The sequence below is a fragment of the Dactylosporangium thailandense genome, from assembly GCF_059739745.1.
Genome location: NZ_AP029195.1, coordinates 6,856,897 through 6,872,605 on the forward strand (window position 1 = coordinate 6,856,897; position 15,709 = coordinate 6,872,605).

Genomic DNA, 15,709 nt, shown 5'->3' on the forward strand with positions numbered 1-15,709 from the left:
AAGGAGCCAGGCGGCGTCAGGCGACGGGGCCCTTCGGGGCGAAGTAGCCGTCGCTGCCGGACTGGTACGCCCACACGTTCAGCGCCGGCCCCGCCAGGCCCCCGTCGCGGCCGAACCGGATGCGCCGGCCGAGCCCGTCGCCGTCCCAGGCGTCCACGAACTGCAGCATCGCCGGCCGCGTGGTCTTCCCGGCGCGCAGGCCCGCGAGCGCGATCCGGGCCGCGTCGTACGCCTCCGGCGCGTAGTACTCGGGCGTGTCGCCGAAGCGGGCCTTGAACTGGGAGCGGAACGTCTCCAGGCCCTGGGTCACGGGCAGGCAGGGGCAGGTGGCGTACGTGCCGTGGCCCGCGTCGCCGGCGGTCTTGCGGAAGGTCTCGGTGATGACCTTGTCGCCGGTCACGAGCGGGATCTTCGGCAGCACCGCCCGCAGCCGCTGCACGAACGGCGCGGTGTCGTCGGCCCAGCCGCCGAAGTAGACCGCGTCGGCGCCGCTGTTGCGGATCTGGTCCACGACCGGCGCCCAGTCGGTGCTGTCCTCGGCGACGGCGGCCTGCCCGGCCACGGCCGGGGCGCCGAGCGTGGCGGCCACGCGGGCCGAGACGTCCTTGCCGAAGGCGGTGTCGTCGCCGATGACGAAGACGTGCCCGGCCTTCAGGGTGTCGCGCAGGTACCGCGCCGCGGAGTCGGCCTGGTCGTCGTCGCTCGGCAGCGTGCGGTGGAAGACGGTCCAGCCCTTCGCCGTGAGGTCCGAGTCGCTCGCGGACGGGCTGATCACGGCCAGCCCGGCGGGCTCGAGGACCGGCACCGCGGACTCGGCCTCGTGGCCGTAGGTGGGCCCGACGACCGCGACGATCGAGGCGTCCCCGGCGATCTGCCTCGCCGACTCCGCCACGTCGCCGGTGATCGCTGTGTCGTACTGCCGCAGCCGCACCTCGCACTCGTCCGGGTGCGCCGCGTTGTCCTGGGTCACGGCCAGGGTGACGGCGTCGAGCTCCCCCGGCCCGTCCCCGGCGTCGTCGCCGGTCAGCTCGCCCAGGAACGCGATCGTCCGGGCGCACTCGTCCGGCCCCCAGGTGGCGCCGCCCGACGGGCTGCTCGCGTGCGGGATGACGTCGTTGGCGAGGCAGGTGAGCCCCAGGACGACGGCCACGGCCACGGCGACGAGGTCCCAGCGGGCCCGCCCCGGCTTGACCGGCGCGGGCTCGGGCTCGGGCGGCGGGGCCGGCGCGGACGCGCGCTCCTTGGGAGCCGGTTGCGAGCCTCCGAGGACGGTGCTGGACAGGCCGCGCGCCTCGGCCAGGCCGGCCCGCATGCCCTCCAGGTCGCCCGTGAGCTCGGACAGGCGCGCCTCGGTGTCGCCCGCCCCGGCCGCGTCGTGCATGACGATCAGCTCGGCGACGCGCGCCCCGAGCCCCTCGAGGTCGAAGACCGCCGCCTCGATGCGGGCCAGCAGCGTGCGCCGGGTGGTGTCGAGCCGGTCGGCCACCGCGAGCTGCTGTTCGAGCGCGTGCACCGACCGGCCGAGCTCGGCCCGCAGCGCCTCGTCGCCGGCCTCGTCGCGCTGGGCCGTCGCCGTGCCGAGGTCCCGCCGCAGCCGGTCGACCGGGATCTCCCGCAGCGAGCGCTCGACCGCCTTGACCTGCTCGGCGAAGCGGCGCAGGTCGTCGAGCACCTCGGCGGCGTGGTCGTCGACGTCGCCGATCTGCGCGCGCAGCACCGGGTCGCGGGGCGAGTCGGTCTGCTCGCGCAGCCGCGCCACGGCCGCCTCGGCCCGCTTGACCAGCCGGTCCGCGGTGACCGCCTCGGCCTTGGGCGGCCCCGCCGGCCCGCCCCGCGCGCCGGCGGCCCGCCGGAACCGCACGCGCGCGGCGATGCGCCACAGCGCGTAGCCGCCGGCGATGGCCAGGGCCGCCACCAGCCCGATCTCCCACGGACCGATCATGATCGCTCCACTGTCGTCTGCCGTGGAGCACGACGGTACCGCCGCCGCGCCAGTCGCGAGCTCAACGCCGGCAGGGCATCACGACGCCCGGACGGCCGCCTCCAGATCGGTCCGGGTGAGCGCGGGCCGCAGCTGCAGGTCCTCGGCGGCCAGGTTGTCGCGGCCGCCCTGCTCGCGGTCGATCGCGCAGACGACCGCGACGATCTCGGCGCCCTCGGCCCGCAGCGCCCGGCACGAGGCCAGCAGCGCGCCGCCGGTGGTCACCACGTCCTCGACCACCGCGATGCGGCGGCCGACGACGGGGAAGCCCTCGGCCGCCTTCTCGGTGCCGTACGCCTTCGCCTCCTTGCGCACGAAGACCGTCGGCAACCCGGTGAGCTGCGACATCACGGTCGCGATGGGGATGCCGCCCATCTCCATCCCGGCGAGGGCGTCGCACTCGGGCAGCAGCTCGACCATCGCCGCGGCGACCTCGCGCAGCAGGACGGGCTCGGCCTCGAACAGGTACTTGTCGAAGTACTCGCCGCTCACCTGCCCCGAACGGAGGCGGAAGGAGCCGGTCAGGTGGCAGGTCTCGTACACGCGGCGCGCGAGCGGGCTGGTCATGCGATCAGTGTCGCGTACGCCGTGCCCGGGGCTTCCTACCGCACCCCGCGGACGTCCCACAGCCAGACGCCACCGATCAGCCGGCCGGGGCCGAAGAGGTCGTCGAGGAGCCGGCGCTGGGCCGCGTACGCGGGGCCGGGCGGGGCCAGGACGATGGCGGTGCGCCAGTAGGCGAGGTCGGCCCGGGCCGCGGCGCGGTCGGCGGCGGTGACCGGCCGGGGATCGCGCAGCAGCCGGTCCAGCGGGCGGGACGGCGGGCCGACGATCGCGTGGTGGCCGGTGACGCCGCCCTCGGGGCCGAGGAAGTAGCCGTGCGAGAGGCGCATGTCGAGGCCGGTCGCGATCGACCAGGACAGCGCCGTCCAGTGCTCGAAGTCGGCGAGGGGCACGACCAGTACCGAATGATCGGCGTCGACGTAGCCGCGCCACGCGCCGCCGCTGACGAACGACGGGACGGCCGGGCGGGGCTCGACCGGGGTGGGCGTCGGGGCGGCGGGGACGAGCAGGGCGGCGGCCAGGCCGATCGTGAGCAGGCGGGACGGCAGGCGGCAGCGGGCCGCGGCCAGGGCCGCGAGCGGGGCGAGACACCAGGTCAGGACCTCGCCGAGCCGGGTCGGCAGCAGGGTGTCGAAGAGCGGCAGGCGCGCCAGCGGGGCGTAGGGGCCGGGGATGCCGAGCGAGCGGCCGCCGAGGGTCAGGCCGGTGCCGAGCGAGAGCGCGAGGAAGACCGCGCCGGTGATCGCGAGCGAGCGGGTCAGGCGGTCGCGCCGCTGCCAGAGCACGAACGCGAGCGCGGCCAGCATGATCGGCCAGCCCAGGTGCGCGTGCTGCTCGGCGGAGAAGCCGGGGGCCGGCGGGTACTCGCTCCAGCGCACCGCGACCGAGGTGCGGGAGAACGAGGTCACACCGAGCAGGTCGGTGTGGAAGGCGGTCATCTGGCGCTCGCCGCCGCGGTAGGCGCCGGTGCCGAAGAACTGGTACCAGAGCGGGTACGCGAGCACGGCGGTCGCCGCCAGGGCCGCGACGCCGAGGCCCGGCAGCAGGGGACGCCAGCGCACACCGCGCCACAGCAGCAGGAACACGCCGAGCGCGAGGGCCGTGATGAACAGCGTCTCCTCGTTGATGAAGACCTGCCACACGACCAGCGCGGCGAGGACGAGGCCGTCGCGCAGGTACCGCCGCGAATCGAGCATCCGCACGACCCGCCACGCGATGACGGGCACGAGGAACTGCGCGGCCAGGTTGGGGTGGAAGGTGGCGTGGCCGACGACGCTGGGCGCGAACCCGCCGACCAGCCCGCCGGCCCAGGCGGCGGGCCGGGAGTCCACGACGTGCCGGGACAACAGCCAGAACCAGGCGGCCGCGGTACCGCTCAGGGCCAGCACGATCAGCACGTCGAACGCGACACCGGGGCCGAACAGCCAGGTGATCGGGGCCATGGGCACCCCGAGGCCGTACTGCGTCGTGTTCGCCATCGCGTTGACCCCGACGGGCGCGTTCATCCGGTCGATGAGCAGCGGGTTCCCGCCGCGCCCGAGCAGCCGGGCGGCCAGCGCGAGGTGCCATTCGGCCTGGATGCGGTCGCCGGGCGTGTACGGCAGCCGCTGCCCCGGATGGGCCAGCAGCCGCCCGCAGAGCACGACGGCGGCGAGCACGTAGCTCGCCACGGCGAGAAGATCGGCCCGGCGGCGGGTCACGGGCGAGTCTAACCGGGCGGTGGTCACACCCCCCGCGCGACCACCGCGCCGTGTCCTCGATTCTCCCGGTTCGGGGGTAGGAGTCGCACTCCCCAGTCCTGGTGAGCGGGGTCAGCAGAGGTTCAGCTCCCGGGCCCAGAGCTGGGCGGCCGTGCGCTGGGGCAGGTTCCGCGGGGCCTCGGGGTGCACGAGGTGGTACTTGCGGCGGATCGAGCGCAGGTGGGTGTTCGCGGTGTCGATCGAGACGAAGAGGCGCCGGGCCGCGGCCGCCGTCGACAGGTGCTCGCAGCCGACCAGCCGCACCACCTCCAGCTCGCGCGGGGTCAGCTGGTGCTGCTGGCGCCGGGCCACGGCCGCGGCGAAGATCCGGGCCACGGCCTCCCGGGCCTGCCCGGGGGTGAGCCCGCAGCCCCGCGCGGCGCGCCCGAGCGGCTCGCCCTGCACGCACGCGCGCAGCACCCGCAGGTCACCGGCGGCCAGCTCGGCGCCGGAGGGTAGGGGGCGGCGGCGCAGGTCGGCGTAGAACATCGCGGCGAGGGCGGCGGACAGGTGCAGCCCGTCGGCGTCGACGGCGCGCACGGCGGCGACGAGGCCGGCCGCGTCCTCGGACTTCTCCACGTAGCCGGCGGCCCCGGCGGCGATGGCGTCCAGCGTCTGCTCCTCGGGCGCGTACCCGGAGATGAGCAGCACCCGCCACCGGTGCGCGACCAGCGCCTTGACCGCCTCCGCGCCCGACAGCCCCGTCTCGAGGATCACGTCGCAGACGGCGAGGCCCGGCGGCCCGGACGCCAGGCACGCCGCGACGCTCGTCGCGAGGGGCCGGAGGGTGAAGCCGTGCCGGGCCAGCAGCGGGGTGAGCACGGTGACGAGGGGGCCGGCGACCAGGCGGTGGTCGTCGACCACGACTACGGGGCCGGCCACCGCAGCACCACCTTGGTCCCCTGGCCGGGTTCCGAGCTGACGTCCCAGCCGGCGCCGGCCGCGGTGACGGCCGGCAGCGACGAGGTGTAGCCGCGCCCGCGCGGGGTGCTGCCGGGGTCGAAGCCGGCCCCGCTGTCGAGCACCGAGATCTCCACGCCGTCCGCGGTCGCCTCGGCGAAGAGGACGACCTCGGCGTCGGCACCGGCGTACTTCAGCGCGTTCGCGAGGGCCTCGTGCGCGGCGGAGAGCAGGGCGGCGGCGACCTCGGGCGGGGGCTCCTCGTGGACGTACACCCGCGGGAACAGCAGCAGCCCGAGGTCGGCGAAGGTGGCCGCGAGCTCGAAGACGCGGGCCTCGAAGCCGTCGGCGGGCGCGTCGGCGGACAACAGCGCCCGGGCCCGGATCGCGCCGCGGCGGGCGGCCCGGCGGGTGTCACGCCCGACGCGCTCGTCCAGGGCGATCCCGTCGAAGATCGGCAGCACGCCGTCGTGCAGGGAGCGCCGGAATCCCTCCCGGTGCAGGGCGAGGTCGAGGCGGCGGGCATGGGCCACGGCCGCGGCCGTCTGCGCCGCCATGCCGCGCATGAGGGTCGCGACGGCCAGTCCCGCGACGTACCAGACCACGAACCCGAGCAGGTCGGAGCCCAGCTTCTGGGAGACGTCGGGCCAGACCGAGGCCACCCAGGTGGCGCCGAGCAGCGCGACGGCCGCGGCCGCCCGCCACCGCAACCCGACCGCGAAGGCGAGCACGACGGGGCTGACCAGGCTGACCGGGACGAGCTCGGTGAGCACGGCGTTGCGCTGCTCGGGCACGCCGGCCCGGGAGCCGGCGGCCATGAGCGCGACGCAGAACGCGGCGTCGGCGAAGGCCAGGAGCTGGTCGTCGCGCAGCCCTTCGTTGCGGCGGACGCGGCGCAGCACGAACAGGGCCCAGGCGGCCGCGGCGAGCAGGGCCAGGAGCACGAGCCAGGGTCTCGGGAGGTCGCGCCACTCCACCAGCGGTACGGCCAGGAACGGCACCGTCGCCAGCCGGACGTAGGCGACCATGCGGGCGAGGCGCTGCTCGTTGGCGCGGACGATCTCCTCGCCGGACCCGTCCGGGATCCGCGACCAGTCCAGCGCGGCCCGCACCCGCTCCGTCAACCCCATCGACGCCTATCGTGCCCGTCTTCGCCATCGCCGGGCATCGGCACGTCGGCCCATCCATTCCGTGTCCGGGTCGCGTCCAGGCCGTGTCACCAAGGGGCCTCCAGGGCGGACCTCAAGGTGACACGGCCGGCGCGCTCCCGCCCCCTCGGCGTGCCCCCAGTACGGCACAGGCGGGAGAGGTGCAACGACATTATTGCGGCAACTCGTACACATCGGTGGCCGGATGTCCCGCGCGTTCATGGACGCGCAGGATGGCCTCCCGGTCCGGCCCGTGGGCCAGCCGGAACACCAGCCCGGAGGCGCGGTCGAGCCAGTGCCGGTCGAACCGGACACCCTCGGCGACGGCGTGCTCGCGGTCGGCGTCCAGCGCCGCGATCAGCTCCTGCGGGGTGACGTCCGCGTAGCCGGCGTGCACGTCCATGAACGTCGGCATCGGCGTCAGGAGCCTTCCTGGACCTGGTAGATCTCGCCGGCGACGAGCCCGTGGGCCTCGCGGTGCACGGCCGCGGCCGCCTCGGCCGTCGGCGCCTCGGCGAGGCAGAAGATCTTGCCGTGCGCCTCGTCGACCCAGTACCGCAGGTAGCTCACGTCGTACCGGCCCTGCGTGCGCAGGTCGGCCATGTGAGCCTTGACGACGTCGTCGACGGACACGCCGCCCTCGATGCTGTGGATGTCCATGTAGAGCGGCATTTGCCAGCGCCTCCTCCGGTTCGAGCGATGCACCGACCGTACGGATGGCGGGGGTGCCCGCGAATCGGGAAGCATTCCCCAGGTTTGGGTCGGTGCCTACCCGGTTTTGCGCGCGGCCTCGGCGCGGGTGGCCACGCCGAGCTTGGCCAGGACCGCGGACACGTGGTGGTCCACCGTCTTCACCGACAGGACCAGCCGCGCGGCGATCTCCGCGTTGGTCAGGCCCTCCGCGACCAGGTCGAGCACCTGCTGCTCGCGGCGCGTCAGGCCGTGCGGGTGCGCCCGGGTCGCGGTGCGCGGGCCGGCCGGGATCGAGCGGGCGCCGAGGTCACGCAGCCGCTGCCGGGCCACCCGCGCCGCCGCCGTCGCGCCGAGGTCGTCGAACGCGGCCAGGGCGCGGCGCACCCCGTCCTCGTCCCCGGCGCCGAGGCGGGCCAGGGCGGCGTCGTACGGGCAGCCGAGCGCGTCCCACACGGCGGCCGCGCCCGCGTGGTCGCCGGCCTGCTCGAGCGCGAACGGCTCCGCGAGCTCGCCGCGCGCCGGGCGGTCCGAGCCGGTGCGGCGCAGCCAGGTCGCGACCCAGCCGCGCAGCCAGCCGTCGGCGCGGGCGCAGACGTCGTCGGCGAGCTCCGCCTCGGTGCGCGCGTCGGAGTGCTTGCCCGCGAGCCAGTGCGCCTCGGCCCGGCCCAGCCGCGCCTTGATGATCCACTGGGGCTCGCCGGTGCCGTCGGCCGCCTCGGCGGCCTCGTCGAGCGCCACCCACACGCCGTCCTCGTCACGCCGGGCGCGGATCGTCGCGTGGACGTACAAGGGATAGATCCGGTTGATCGGGGACGCCTCCTCGACCCGGGTGAGCACCTGCCGGCACAGCGCCATCGCCTCGTCCCAGTGGCCGGTGCGGGCGAGCGAGGAGGCGCGTTCGCCGCGCAGGCAGGTGCCGTACGTGTCCGCGTCGTGCTCGTCGCAGTACGCGATCGCCTCGTGGTAGACGGGCTCGGCCTCCGCGTACCGGCGCGCCCGGCAGAGCATGCCGTAGAGGTTCGTGTACGCCCGCCCGGCCTTCTCGTCGTGACCGTGCTCGATCGCCACGTCCAGCGCGCGGCGCATGAGCGGCATCCACTCCCCGCCCAGCATGAGCCGGGCCGCCGACTCGGTGTTGAGGGTGTCGCTGACCAGGTCGAAGCGGCCCAGCGGGGCGGCGATCGCCCGCGCGCGGCGGGCCAGCTCGATCGCCTCGGCGTGGCGGTCGGCGAGCATGTGGTGCTTGGCGAGGTGCCCGTAGGCGAGGGCGAGCTCGCCGCTCGGGCCGAGCGGCTCGAGCACGGCGATGGCCGCCTCGGCGTCGGCGAGCGCCTCCTCGCCGCGGCACAGGCTGACCCCGGCGGCCGAGCGCATCCGCAGCGCGTTGCCCTCGCGCAGGCCGTTGCCCGCCGCGCGCCACAGCACCCGGGCCCGCTCGGCCGCCTCCGCCACGCCCGCCCAGGCGTCGATCATCGACAGCTCGAAGGCGAGCGCGTCGAGCAGTTCCGGATCGTTCCCGTCGGCCCGCACGGCGCGGTGGTACTGCGCCGCCGCCTCCCGGTGCGAGCGGAGCCCGGCCGCGGCCCCGGCCGCGCGCACGGCGTGGTGCAGGGCGGCGGCCCGGTCGCCGGCCGCCTCGGCGTGGTGGGCCAGGCTCGCGTCGTCGCCGGAGCCGAGCCGCTGCAGCGCGGCGAGCACCGTGGCGTGCGCGGGTGCGGTTCGATGCGGCGGTACGGCCTGTTCCACCGCCAGCCGCGCCAGCTCGTGACGGAATCGCAGCCCCGCGCCGTCCCCGGTCAGCAGGCCGGACGCGACGAGATCGTCGAGCGCCTCAGGGGTGGCGCCGGTGGCCTCGGCGAGCAGGCGCGGGTCGACGCGGGTGCCGATCAGCGCGGCGGTGTCCAGGACGGCACGCGGCTGCGGCCGCAGGCGCGCGGCCCTCGCGAGCACGGCGTCGGCGGCGGACGCGGGGATGCCGGCGGTACCGTCGCGAACCAGCTCGGTCACGAAGTACGGGTTGCCACCGGTGAGGCGGTACAGCTCGGCCGGGTCGACCCTGCGCTCCCGGGCGAGGGCGCGCACGGCCGGCTCCGACAGCGGGGCGAGGCCGATGCGGCGGGTGCCGCGCTGGGTGCCGAGGTCGCCGAGCGCGAGGCGCAGCGGGTCACCCCGCGACAGGCCGTCGTCGCGGTAGGTGAGCACGGCGACGGTGCCGCGCAGGCGCCGGCCGAGGTAGCGGATCCAGTCGACCGTCGCCTCGTCGGCCCAGTGCAGGTCCTCGACCACGAGGACGTCGACGTCCCGCAGCGCGCGCAGGGTCACGGCGAACAGCTCGTCCCGGTCCGCCGTGCGCAGGTCCAGGCCGAGCTGGTCGGCGATGTCGAACAGCGGGCCCAGCGGCCGCGGCGTGAACAGACCGTCGCACAGGCCCCACACGACGTTGGGCCGGCCCTCGGTGAACGCCTCGACGAGCGCGGTCTTGCCGACGCCGGCCTCGCCGCCGACGAGCACCAGGCGGGCCTCGCCGGCGTGCGCCTCGCGGGCGTACTCGGTCAGCGACGCGAGCGCGGACTCCCGTTCCAGCAACCGCACGGCTACTACCGGTCGCGCGGACCGTAGCGCTGCTCGGCACGCGCCCGGGCCCGGGCGGCCTCGACCTCTCGGTCGCGCGGCGGGGTGCGGGTCACCAGATTGTCCAGCAGTGTCCGGGTCGCCTCGGTGACCGCCTGCACGGCGGCGTCGAAGGCCTCCTGGTTCGCCGCGGCCGGGCGGGTCATGCCGGCGACCTTGCGCACGTATTGCAGCGCGGCGGCCTCGATCTCGTCCTCGGTCGCGGGCGGCTCGAAGTTGTTCAGCACGCGGATGTTCCTGCACATGCCGTCCACGATGCCAGGCCCGCGGAAAAATGTCGCACCCCCTCGCTAGTCTGCCGGGCATCCGATGGACGAGGGAACGGAGGCAACCCGGATGGCGTGGCTCGCGGCCGGCGGCGGCTATGAGGTGACCCTGGATGCAGGGCGCATAGCGTGCCGTAATCAGAAGGGCAAAGTGCTCAGGTCGTTGCCTCCGGTGCTGCGCGACGACCCGGTGGTGGCCGGGCTGCGGCAGCTGACCGAGTGGCTGGGCCGGCACGAGGCCGAGGTCCGCGAGCAGGTCGACCTGTGGATGATCCGTTCCCTGCCGGTGCCGGCCGAGCTGCTGGCCCGGGTCTGGGCCGACGAGACGTGGCGCGCGGCGCTGACCGACCTCGTGGTCGCAGTGCTCGACGAGGACGGCTCGTTCGACCCCGACGAGGCCGGGTTTTTGCGCGACGCCACCGCCGGCGGGATCGGCGTCGTGAACCTCGACGGCGAGACGGTCCGGCTCCCGGCCGAGCGGGTCGCGGTGCCGCACCCGACGCGCCTGCCGGACCTGGAGGACCTGCGCGAGTTCGCCGCCGACCTCGGCGTCAAGCAGTCCGTCGACCAGCTCTTCCGCCAGACCTGGACCCGCCCGGCGGAGCTGGAGCCGGGCGCGGCGAGCGTGCGCGACTACGCCGGCGGCCGCTTCGCCGAGCTGCGGCACCTGCTCGCCCGGGCCGGTTCGCTGGGCTATCCGGTGCGGGGCGGCTACGCGGTCTGCCGCGTGTTCGAGGACGGGCGCGGCCTGGAGGCCCGCAGCTGGGTCGGGGCCGACGACCCCTACACGGAGGCCGAGACCGGCGACCTGGTGTTCGTCCACCCCGACGGCAAGTCGATCCCGCTCGCCGAGGTGGGGCCGGTCGCGTGGTCCGAAGGCATGCGCATGGCCGCGGCGCTCTACGCCGGCCGGGTCGTCGAGGAGAGCAAGGAGGAGGACGCGTGAGCGAGGCGTTGCTGGATGCGGGCGCGGTTCTGCCGCTCGGGTCCGAGGTCGAGAAGGACACCGTCGACACGCTCACGACGCGCGAGTATGCGCACCCGGTGCTCGGCGAGCGCAAGGTGGTCCGGCTCGTGCCGGGCACGCTCGGGCAGGCCGAGGACCTCACGATGGAGTTCCTGGGCTTCGCCGCGCCGCAGACCGTCGCCGAGGTCGGCCTGGTCCGCCAGCAGGCGCTGGGCTTCCCCGCCTGGGCGCTCGTGCACGACCCCGCCAACGGCCACCACGCGCTGGCCCTGGTGAAGGACATCGAGCGGCTCGTGCGGGTCGCGAAGTCCCGCATCGGCCCGGCCCGCGACGGCTTCAACGAGCTCGGCGACCGGCTGGCCCGCGCGGTGCCGCACTTCCTGCCGACGTTCTACGAGGAGGCGGCCCGTGCGTTCCTGGCCGCCGACAGCCAGACCTACGCGGCGAGCATGTTCGGCAAGGCCCGCGAGGCCGAGCGCACCTACGCGCTGGAGATCGACGAGGAGCGGCAGCACACCGTCTTCCTCGAGTTCGCCCTCGCCGGCGCGCTGACCGCCAAGTCGCTCGCCCAGCACGCCCGCGACCTCGCCGGGCGGTGCACGCCCGCGGTCGCCTACGAGCGGTTCCGGCGGCTGTGCCTGGAGCGGACGCTGGGCGGGATGCCGCCCTACGCGCAGATGCACGTCGACCTCGGGCGGCTGGCCAAGGCGGCCAAGCTCGGCCCGGAGGAGGACGAGGCGCTGCTGACCGAGCTGCTCGCGGCGCCGTCGCTGCTGCGGGCGCCGGGCGGATTCTGGAAGGCGTATCGCCCGGCCCTGCTGCGCATCGCCCGGCGCGACCCGAAGGTCCGCGGCCAGCTGCTCGGCATGTTCCCGCAGGACTGCCCGTTCGAGACGTGGCTGGAGATCCTGGAGGAGACCGGGGCCACCGAGGCGCTCGCCGGCGCGGCCGGCACGGTCGACGCGGCCGCCGAGTCGCCGGACGGTCCCGCGGGCTGGCTCGTGCGCGCCGACCGGAGCCGGGGCTGGCGCAAGCGGCGCAACGCGCGCTACCTCGCGCTGGCCGAGCGGATGGCACCGCGGCTCATCGCCGACGGCACGCCGCTGGAGCTGGCCACCTCGCACGGCCGCGTCGACCTGGACCTCGCCGACCTCCTGCTGAGCCTGGACGTGCCGCTGGCCGAGGCCCACGAGCACGCGCGGTGCGACGTCGGGGTCTGGCTCGGCGACGACGGCGAGGGCCGTCGCGACCTCAGCGCCGTGGCTGGCCACGAGCGCCTGCGCGCGCTGGTCGCCGCGAGCATCGAGGGGCACCTCCACACGTGGTACCGCTCGCAGGAGGCCAAGGTCGACGCGGCCAAGGTCACCCAGGTGGTCGCGGTGCCCGGCCTGCGCACCGCGCTGCACTGGTGGCTGGACCGCCTCGCCGACCGGGTCGAGGCGCAGGGCCTCACCACGATCGGGCACGAGCTCGACCGGCTCACCCTCGTCGCCTCCCCGGACGGGCTCGCGGTCAACCCGGAGGCGATCGCCCGGATCACCGCGTTCGACCTCGGCCCGGTGCTCGGCCGGACGCTGCGGGCCGGGGTCCTCGACGAGCTCGGGTGGCCCGCGCTGGAGGCCGCCACCGAGATGCTCGGCGGCCTGGACCGCGGCGCGCTGACCGAGAACCTGTTCATCACCCCGCAGTGGCCGGCACTGGTGCTGCGGCGCAACGACCGGGTGCTCGTGATCGGCGACGAGGGCGTCGAGCTCGACCACACGCTGCGGGTCCCGGCCGAGGAGCTGCGCTACTCGTGGCACGTCGCGGTCCGCTACGTCGACGGGCAGCTGCTGGTGGGCTGGAACCGCGACGGGGATCGGGCCGGCTACTGGAGCGGCGCCCCCGACGACGTGTTCACCGCCGCCGAGGACGGGCTCAACGACCTCGGCGAGCACTCCCTCGCGCTGCCCGGCGGCGGGCGCACCGCGGGCGGGCGGCCGCTGCGGGCCGGTGACCGCAAGGCGCAGGAGCTCGGCGCGGTCGTGAGCGACGGGCGGCACCACTGGGTGCTGCGGCACGAGCCCGACTACTCGTCGCGGTGGTATGAGTACGACGCCGCCACGGGCGAACGCGGCCGCGCCTCGCTGCCGCGCTTCTTCGAGGACGGCGCGGCCGACGGCCAGCAGCTCGACGCCGGCAACTGCGGCATCCGGCCGGCCTCGCCGCGCATGGCGCAGAGCCCGCTCGGCGCCCACGACGGGCTCGTCGGCTGGCGGGTGCGGCGCACCGGCGGCGGCCAGGCCGGCGAGGGCGTCGACGGCCGCGCGTTCGCGATGGCCGACCCGCCCTCGTCCCGCTCGGGCAACGCCGGCGTGCTGGGCGGCGGCATCCGCTTCCCCGGCTCCGACACGGTGCACGGCCTCTACATCGAGCGCGCCTGGCGGTCCGTGGTCGTCCAGCTCTACACGCCCGACGGGTTCTGCTTCGCCCGGACCAGCACCACCGGCGAGAGCGGCCCGTTCGCGGAGGCCACCGCGCTGGTGCCGCACGTGGCGTTCTGGCACCAGCTGCGCCCCCGCGACGAGGCCGGCTCCCGGGCGCTGCGGGCGTTCGGCGACGACGCGGCCGGCACGCTGATGGCCACGGTGGCGGCCCTGGCCGGCGCCGAGGCCGACCGGGCCACCATCGCCGACGAGGCCGTGCGCGACGCGGTCCGGGCGGCGCTGCCGGAGCTGAGCCACCCGGCGCTGCTCGCCGGCGTCGGCGGGGTCGTGCGGCACGCGGCCCGGGCGGCGCTGCGGCTGGCCCGGCTCACCGGCGTCACCGAGGAGATCCTGGCCGGCGGCCCCGCGGCCGCCGCGCTGCAGGACCCCGACGCCCATCTGGCCGCCGACGGCGTGCTCAACGACGCCCTCTCGGGCCTGATCCCGAGCTGCTACGACCACGGCCGCGAGTGGGTCAGGCACTTCATGGACTGCGGCGCCGCGCTCACCGGCGGCGAGCCCCGCACCCCGCTCGAGGCCTGGTGCCCCAACGGCGACCTCGACTGGTGGGACACGCTCGGCGTGCTGCCCTCGGTCATCCTGCGCGCGGCGTCCCCGGCCACGAAGCCGGAGCACCGCGCCGCGCTGCTGGACGCGCTCGGGGTGATCGCCGGCGCCGGGCTGCTCGACGGCGCCGGGCGCACCCGCCGGGTCGGGGTCGCCCCGGACAGCGGGCGGCCCGAGATGACGGTCGGGCAGCCCTACGAGTCCGGCCCCGGCCGCACGTTCCTGCCGTTCCAGGTCTCGCCGCACGACGGCGCGGCCAACGGCGTCGAGCACTCGGCCGACGGCCGGTTCGGGGCGGTGCACGGGCACGAGATCCGCTTCGCGCGCGAATACGACCGCCACGGCATCGACCGCGACGGCGTGCTGCGGTTCGTCGCGGCCGGCCGGGCCCTCGCCGCCGGCGGTGGCGGCGGGTCCGCGGCGCTGCTGCACCCGGACACGGTCCGCGCGCTGTCGGCCGCGGGCGGGATCAGCCTCGCCGAGGCCACGGTGCTGCTGTCCGGCGCGGCCGACGCGCGGCAGTGGTCGGCCACCAAGGAGGGCTGGGAGCCCGCCGACCCGACGGTCACCGACTACGCCATCGAGACCGCGATCGACCACCTGCGGCGGGACCCGACGCTGGCCCCGAAGATCAGCGGCGCCCACGCGGCGCTGGTGCCCGCCGACCCGGCGCAGCTGTGGACCACCGGGCCCGACCCGGTGCGGTTCGGCGCCTGGCGGACCGAGCAGGTCGGCGCCCGCACCCCGGTGAGCGACGAGCTCATCACCGAGTTCCGCCGGGCCGTCACCCAGTCCACCCTGAGCCCGTCGTCGTTCCTGCACGGCGTGGCCAATCCGGGCACGTGCAAGTGGCTGCAGGCGCCCGACCAGGGCGTCGACGGCGCCGAGCTGCTCCTCGCCGTCGCCCGCGGCCTGCCCTGGCTGGTGCGCCGCCTCCCGGCCGGTGACCCGATCCGGGCCAACCTGCCCGGCGTGCTGGAGGCCGTGCGCCGGCTCACGCGGGACCCGGCCTTCGAGGTGGCCGTCGCCGGCTCCGACGAGACCGCGATGGACAAGGCCCTCGCCCAGCTGGGGCTGGACGTCGAGCGCGGCGAGCACGAGCTCGACGCCGGGTTGTTCGTGATCTCCGCCCAGGGCTACTGGCGGCGGGCCCGGGTCCGCACGGCCCGCATGGACGGCCCCGGCGACCGGCGGGTCGACGCGCTCATCGCGGCCCTCGACGGCGCGCCGCAGGGCATCGTGGCGCTGCGGGCGATCCTCGGTGAGGACATCGCGCGCTGGCTCGACGCGCCCGACGTCGAGGCGCCGCACGACCCGTCACGCTCGGCGCCGCAGCTCGTCGCCGAGGTCGCCGACCGGCACGGGCTCAGCGCCGACGCCGCCACGCTCTACCTGCAGCTGCTGACCCTGCCCGACCCCACCGACCGCAACGTGGCCGGGTGGACCGGATGGAAGCCGGCCCGGCTCAAGGCCGCCCGCGCCGAGCTGATCGGCACCGACCTCGTCGTGGAGGCCAAGCGGCCGCGCGCGGGACGGTCGCTGTTCCTGCCCGGCGGGTGGATGGCGTGGAAGGCGCCGCTGCCGCCGCTGGAGCGGTGGAAGCTGCCGCTGCTCATCGGGGCGGGCGAGGACGGCACCGCGCTCGGGGCCGTGGTCCCGGTCGCGCCGGCGCCGCAGCTGTTCGCGATCGCCTGGGAGCGGATCACGTCCGGCGACACGCCGCGCTTCGAGGAGCTGCAGACGCGGGGCCGTCGATGAGTGCTGTTTCGTTGTCCGCGTTCTTCTGGA

General features: G+C 75.9%; 11 protein-coding genes. 2 read left to right on the forward strand and 9 right to left on the reverse strand.

All coding sequences use genetic code 11. The annotated features are described in order from the left end of the window. Positions 1-16: 16 nt before the first annotated feature. The 9 genes from AC6JBM_RS30345 to AC6JBM_RS30385 all read right to left on the reverse strand — a co-directional run bounded on the left by AC6JBM_RS30345 (position 17) and on the right by AC6JBM_RS30385 (position 9,901). The gene (locus tag AC6JBM_RS30345) at positions 17-1,942 is read right to left on the reverse strand and encodes a branched-chain amino acid ABC transporter substrate-binding protein (RefSeq protein ID WP_497977455.1); all 1,926 of its coding nucleotides are present in this window, start codon (positions 1,940-1,942) and stop codon (positions 17-19) included. Between the two features lie 78 nt (positions 1,943-2,020). Continuing rightward, a complete protein-coding gene (gene pyrE, locus AC6JBM_RS30350; protein ID WP_497977456.1) occupies positions 2,021-2,548 on the reverse strand; it encodes an orotate phosphoribosyltransferase in 528 nt (175 codons plus the stop codon). A 35-nt stretch (positions 2,549-2,583) separates the two neighbouring features. Continuing rightward, a complete protein-coding gene (locus tag AC6JBM_RS30355; protein ID WP_497977457.1) occupies positions 2,584-4,245 on the reverse strand; it encodes a DUF6311 domain-containing protein in 1,662 nt (553 codons plus the stop codon). A 111-nt stretch (positions 4,246-4,356) separates the two neighbouring features. Beyond that, positions 4,357-5,166 carry a response regulator transcription factor gene (locus AC6JBM_RS30360; RefSeq protein ID WP_497977458.1) on the reverse strand — a complete coding sequence of 270 codons (810 nt, stop codon included), beginning with the start codon at positions 5,164-5,166 and terminating at the stop codon, positions 4,357-4,359. After that, a complete protein-coding gene (locus AC6JBM_RS30365; protein ID WP_497977459.1) occupies positions 5,151-6,314 on the reverse strand; it encodes an ATP-binding protein in 1,164 nt (387 codons plus the stop codon). Before AC6JBM_RS30365 ends, AC6JBM_RS30360 begins: the two co-directional genes overlap by 16 nt. Positions 6,315-6,504: 190 nt before the next feature. Further along, positions 6,505-6,747, reverse strand: a complete 243-nt coding sequence (locus AC6JBM_RS30370) for a nickel-binding protein (RefSeq protein ID WP_497977460.1) — start codon at positions 6,745-6,747, stop codon at positions 6,505-6,507. 5 nt (positions 6,748-6,752) lie between these two features. Continuing rightward, complete coding sequence (locus tag AC6JBM_RS30375; RefSeq protein ID WP_497977461.1) at positions 6,753-7,004, reverse strand: nickel-binding protein; 252 nt, start codon at positions 7,002-7,004, stop codon at positions 6,753-6,755. A gap of 96 nt (positions 7,005-7,100) precedes the next feature. After that, positions 7,101-9,617 carry an ATP-binding protein gene (locus tag AC6JBM_RS30380; protein ID WP_497977462.1) on the reverse strand — a complete coding sequence of 839 codons (2,517 nt, stop codon included), beginning with the start codon at positions 9,615-9,617 and terminating at the stop codon, positions 7,101-7,103. A gap of 5 nt (positions 9,618-9,622) precedes the next feature. Continuing rightward, positions 9,623-9,901, reverse strand: coding sequence for a DUF2277 domain-containing protein (locus AC6JBM_RS30385; RefSeq protein WP_350609302.1), 279 nt, complete (start codon positions 9,899-9,901; stop codon positions 9,623-9,625). Between the two features lie 172 nt (positions 9,902-10,073). Here AC6JBM_RS30385 and AC6JBM_RS30390 point away from each other — a divergent pair, with 172 nt between their 5' ends. Then, a complete protein-coding gene (locus AC6JBM_RS30390; protein WP_497977463.1) occupies positions 10,074-10,868 on the forward strand; it encodes a DUF4132 domain-containing protein in 795 nt (264 codons plus the stop codon). Then, a complete protein-coding gene (locus AC6JBM_RS30395; protein ID WP_497977464.1) occupies positions 10,865-15,679 on the forward strand; it encodes a hypothetical protein in 4,815 nt (1,604 codons plus the stop codon). The genes AC6JBM_RS30390 and AC6JBM_RS30395 overlap by 4 nt, the downstream gene beginning before the upstream one ends. The last annotated feature ends 30 nt before the right edge of the window (positions 15,680-15,709 follow it).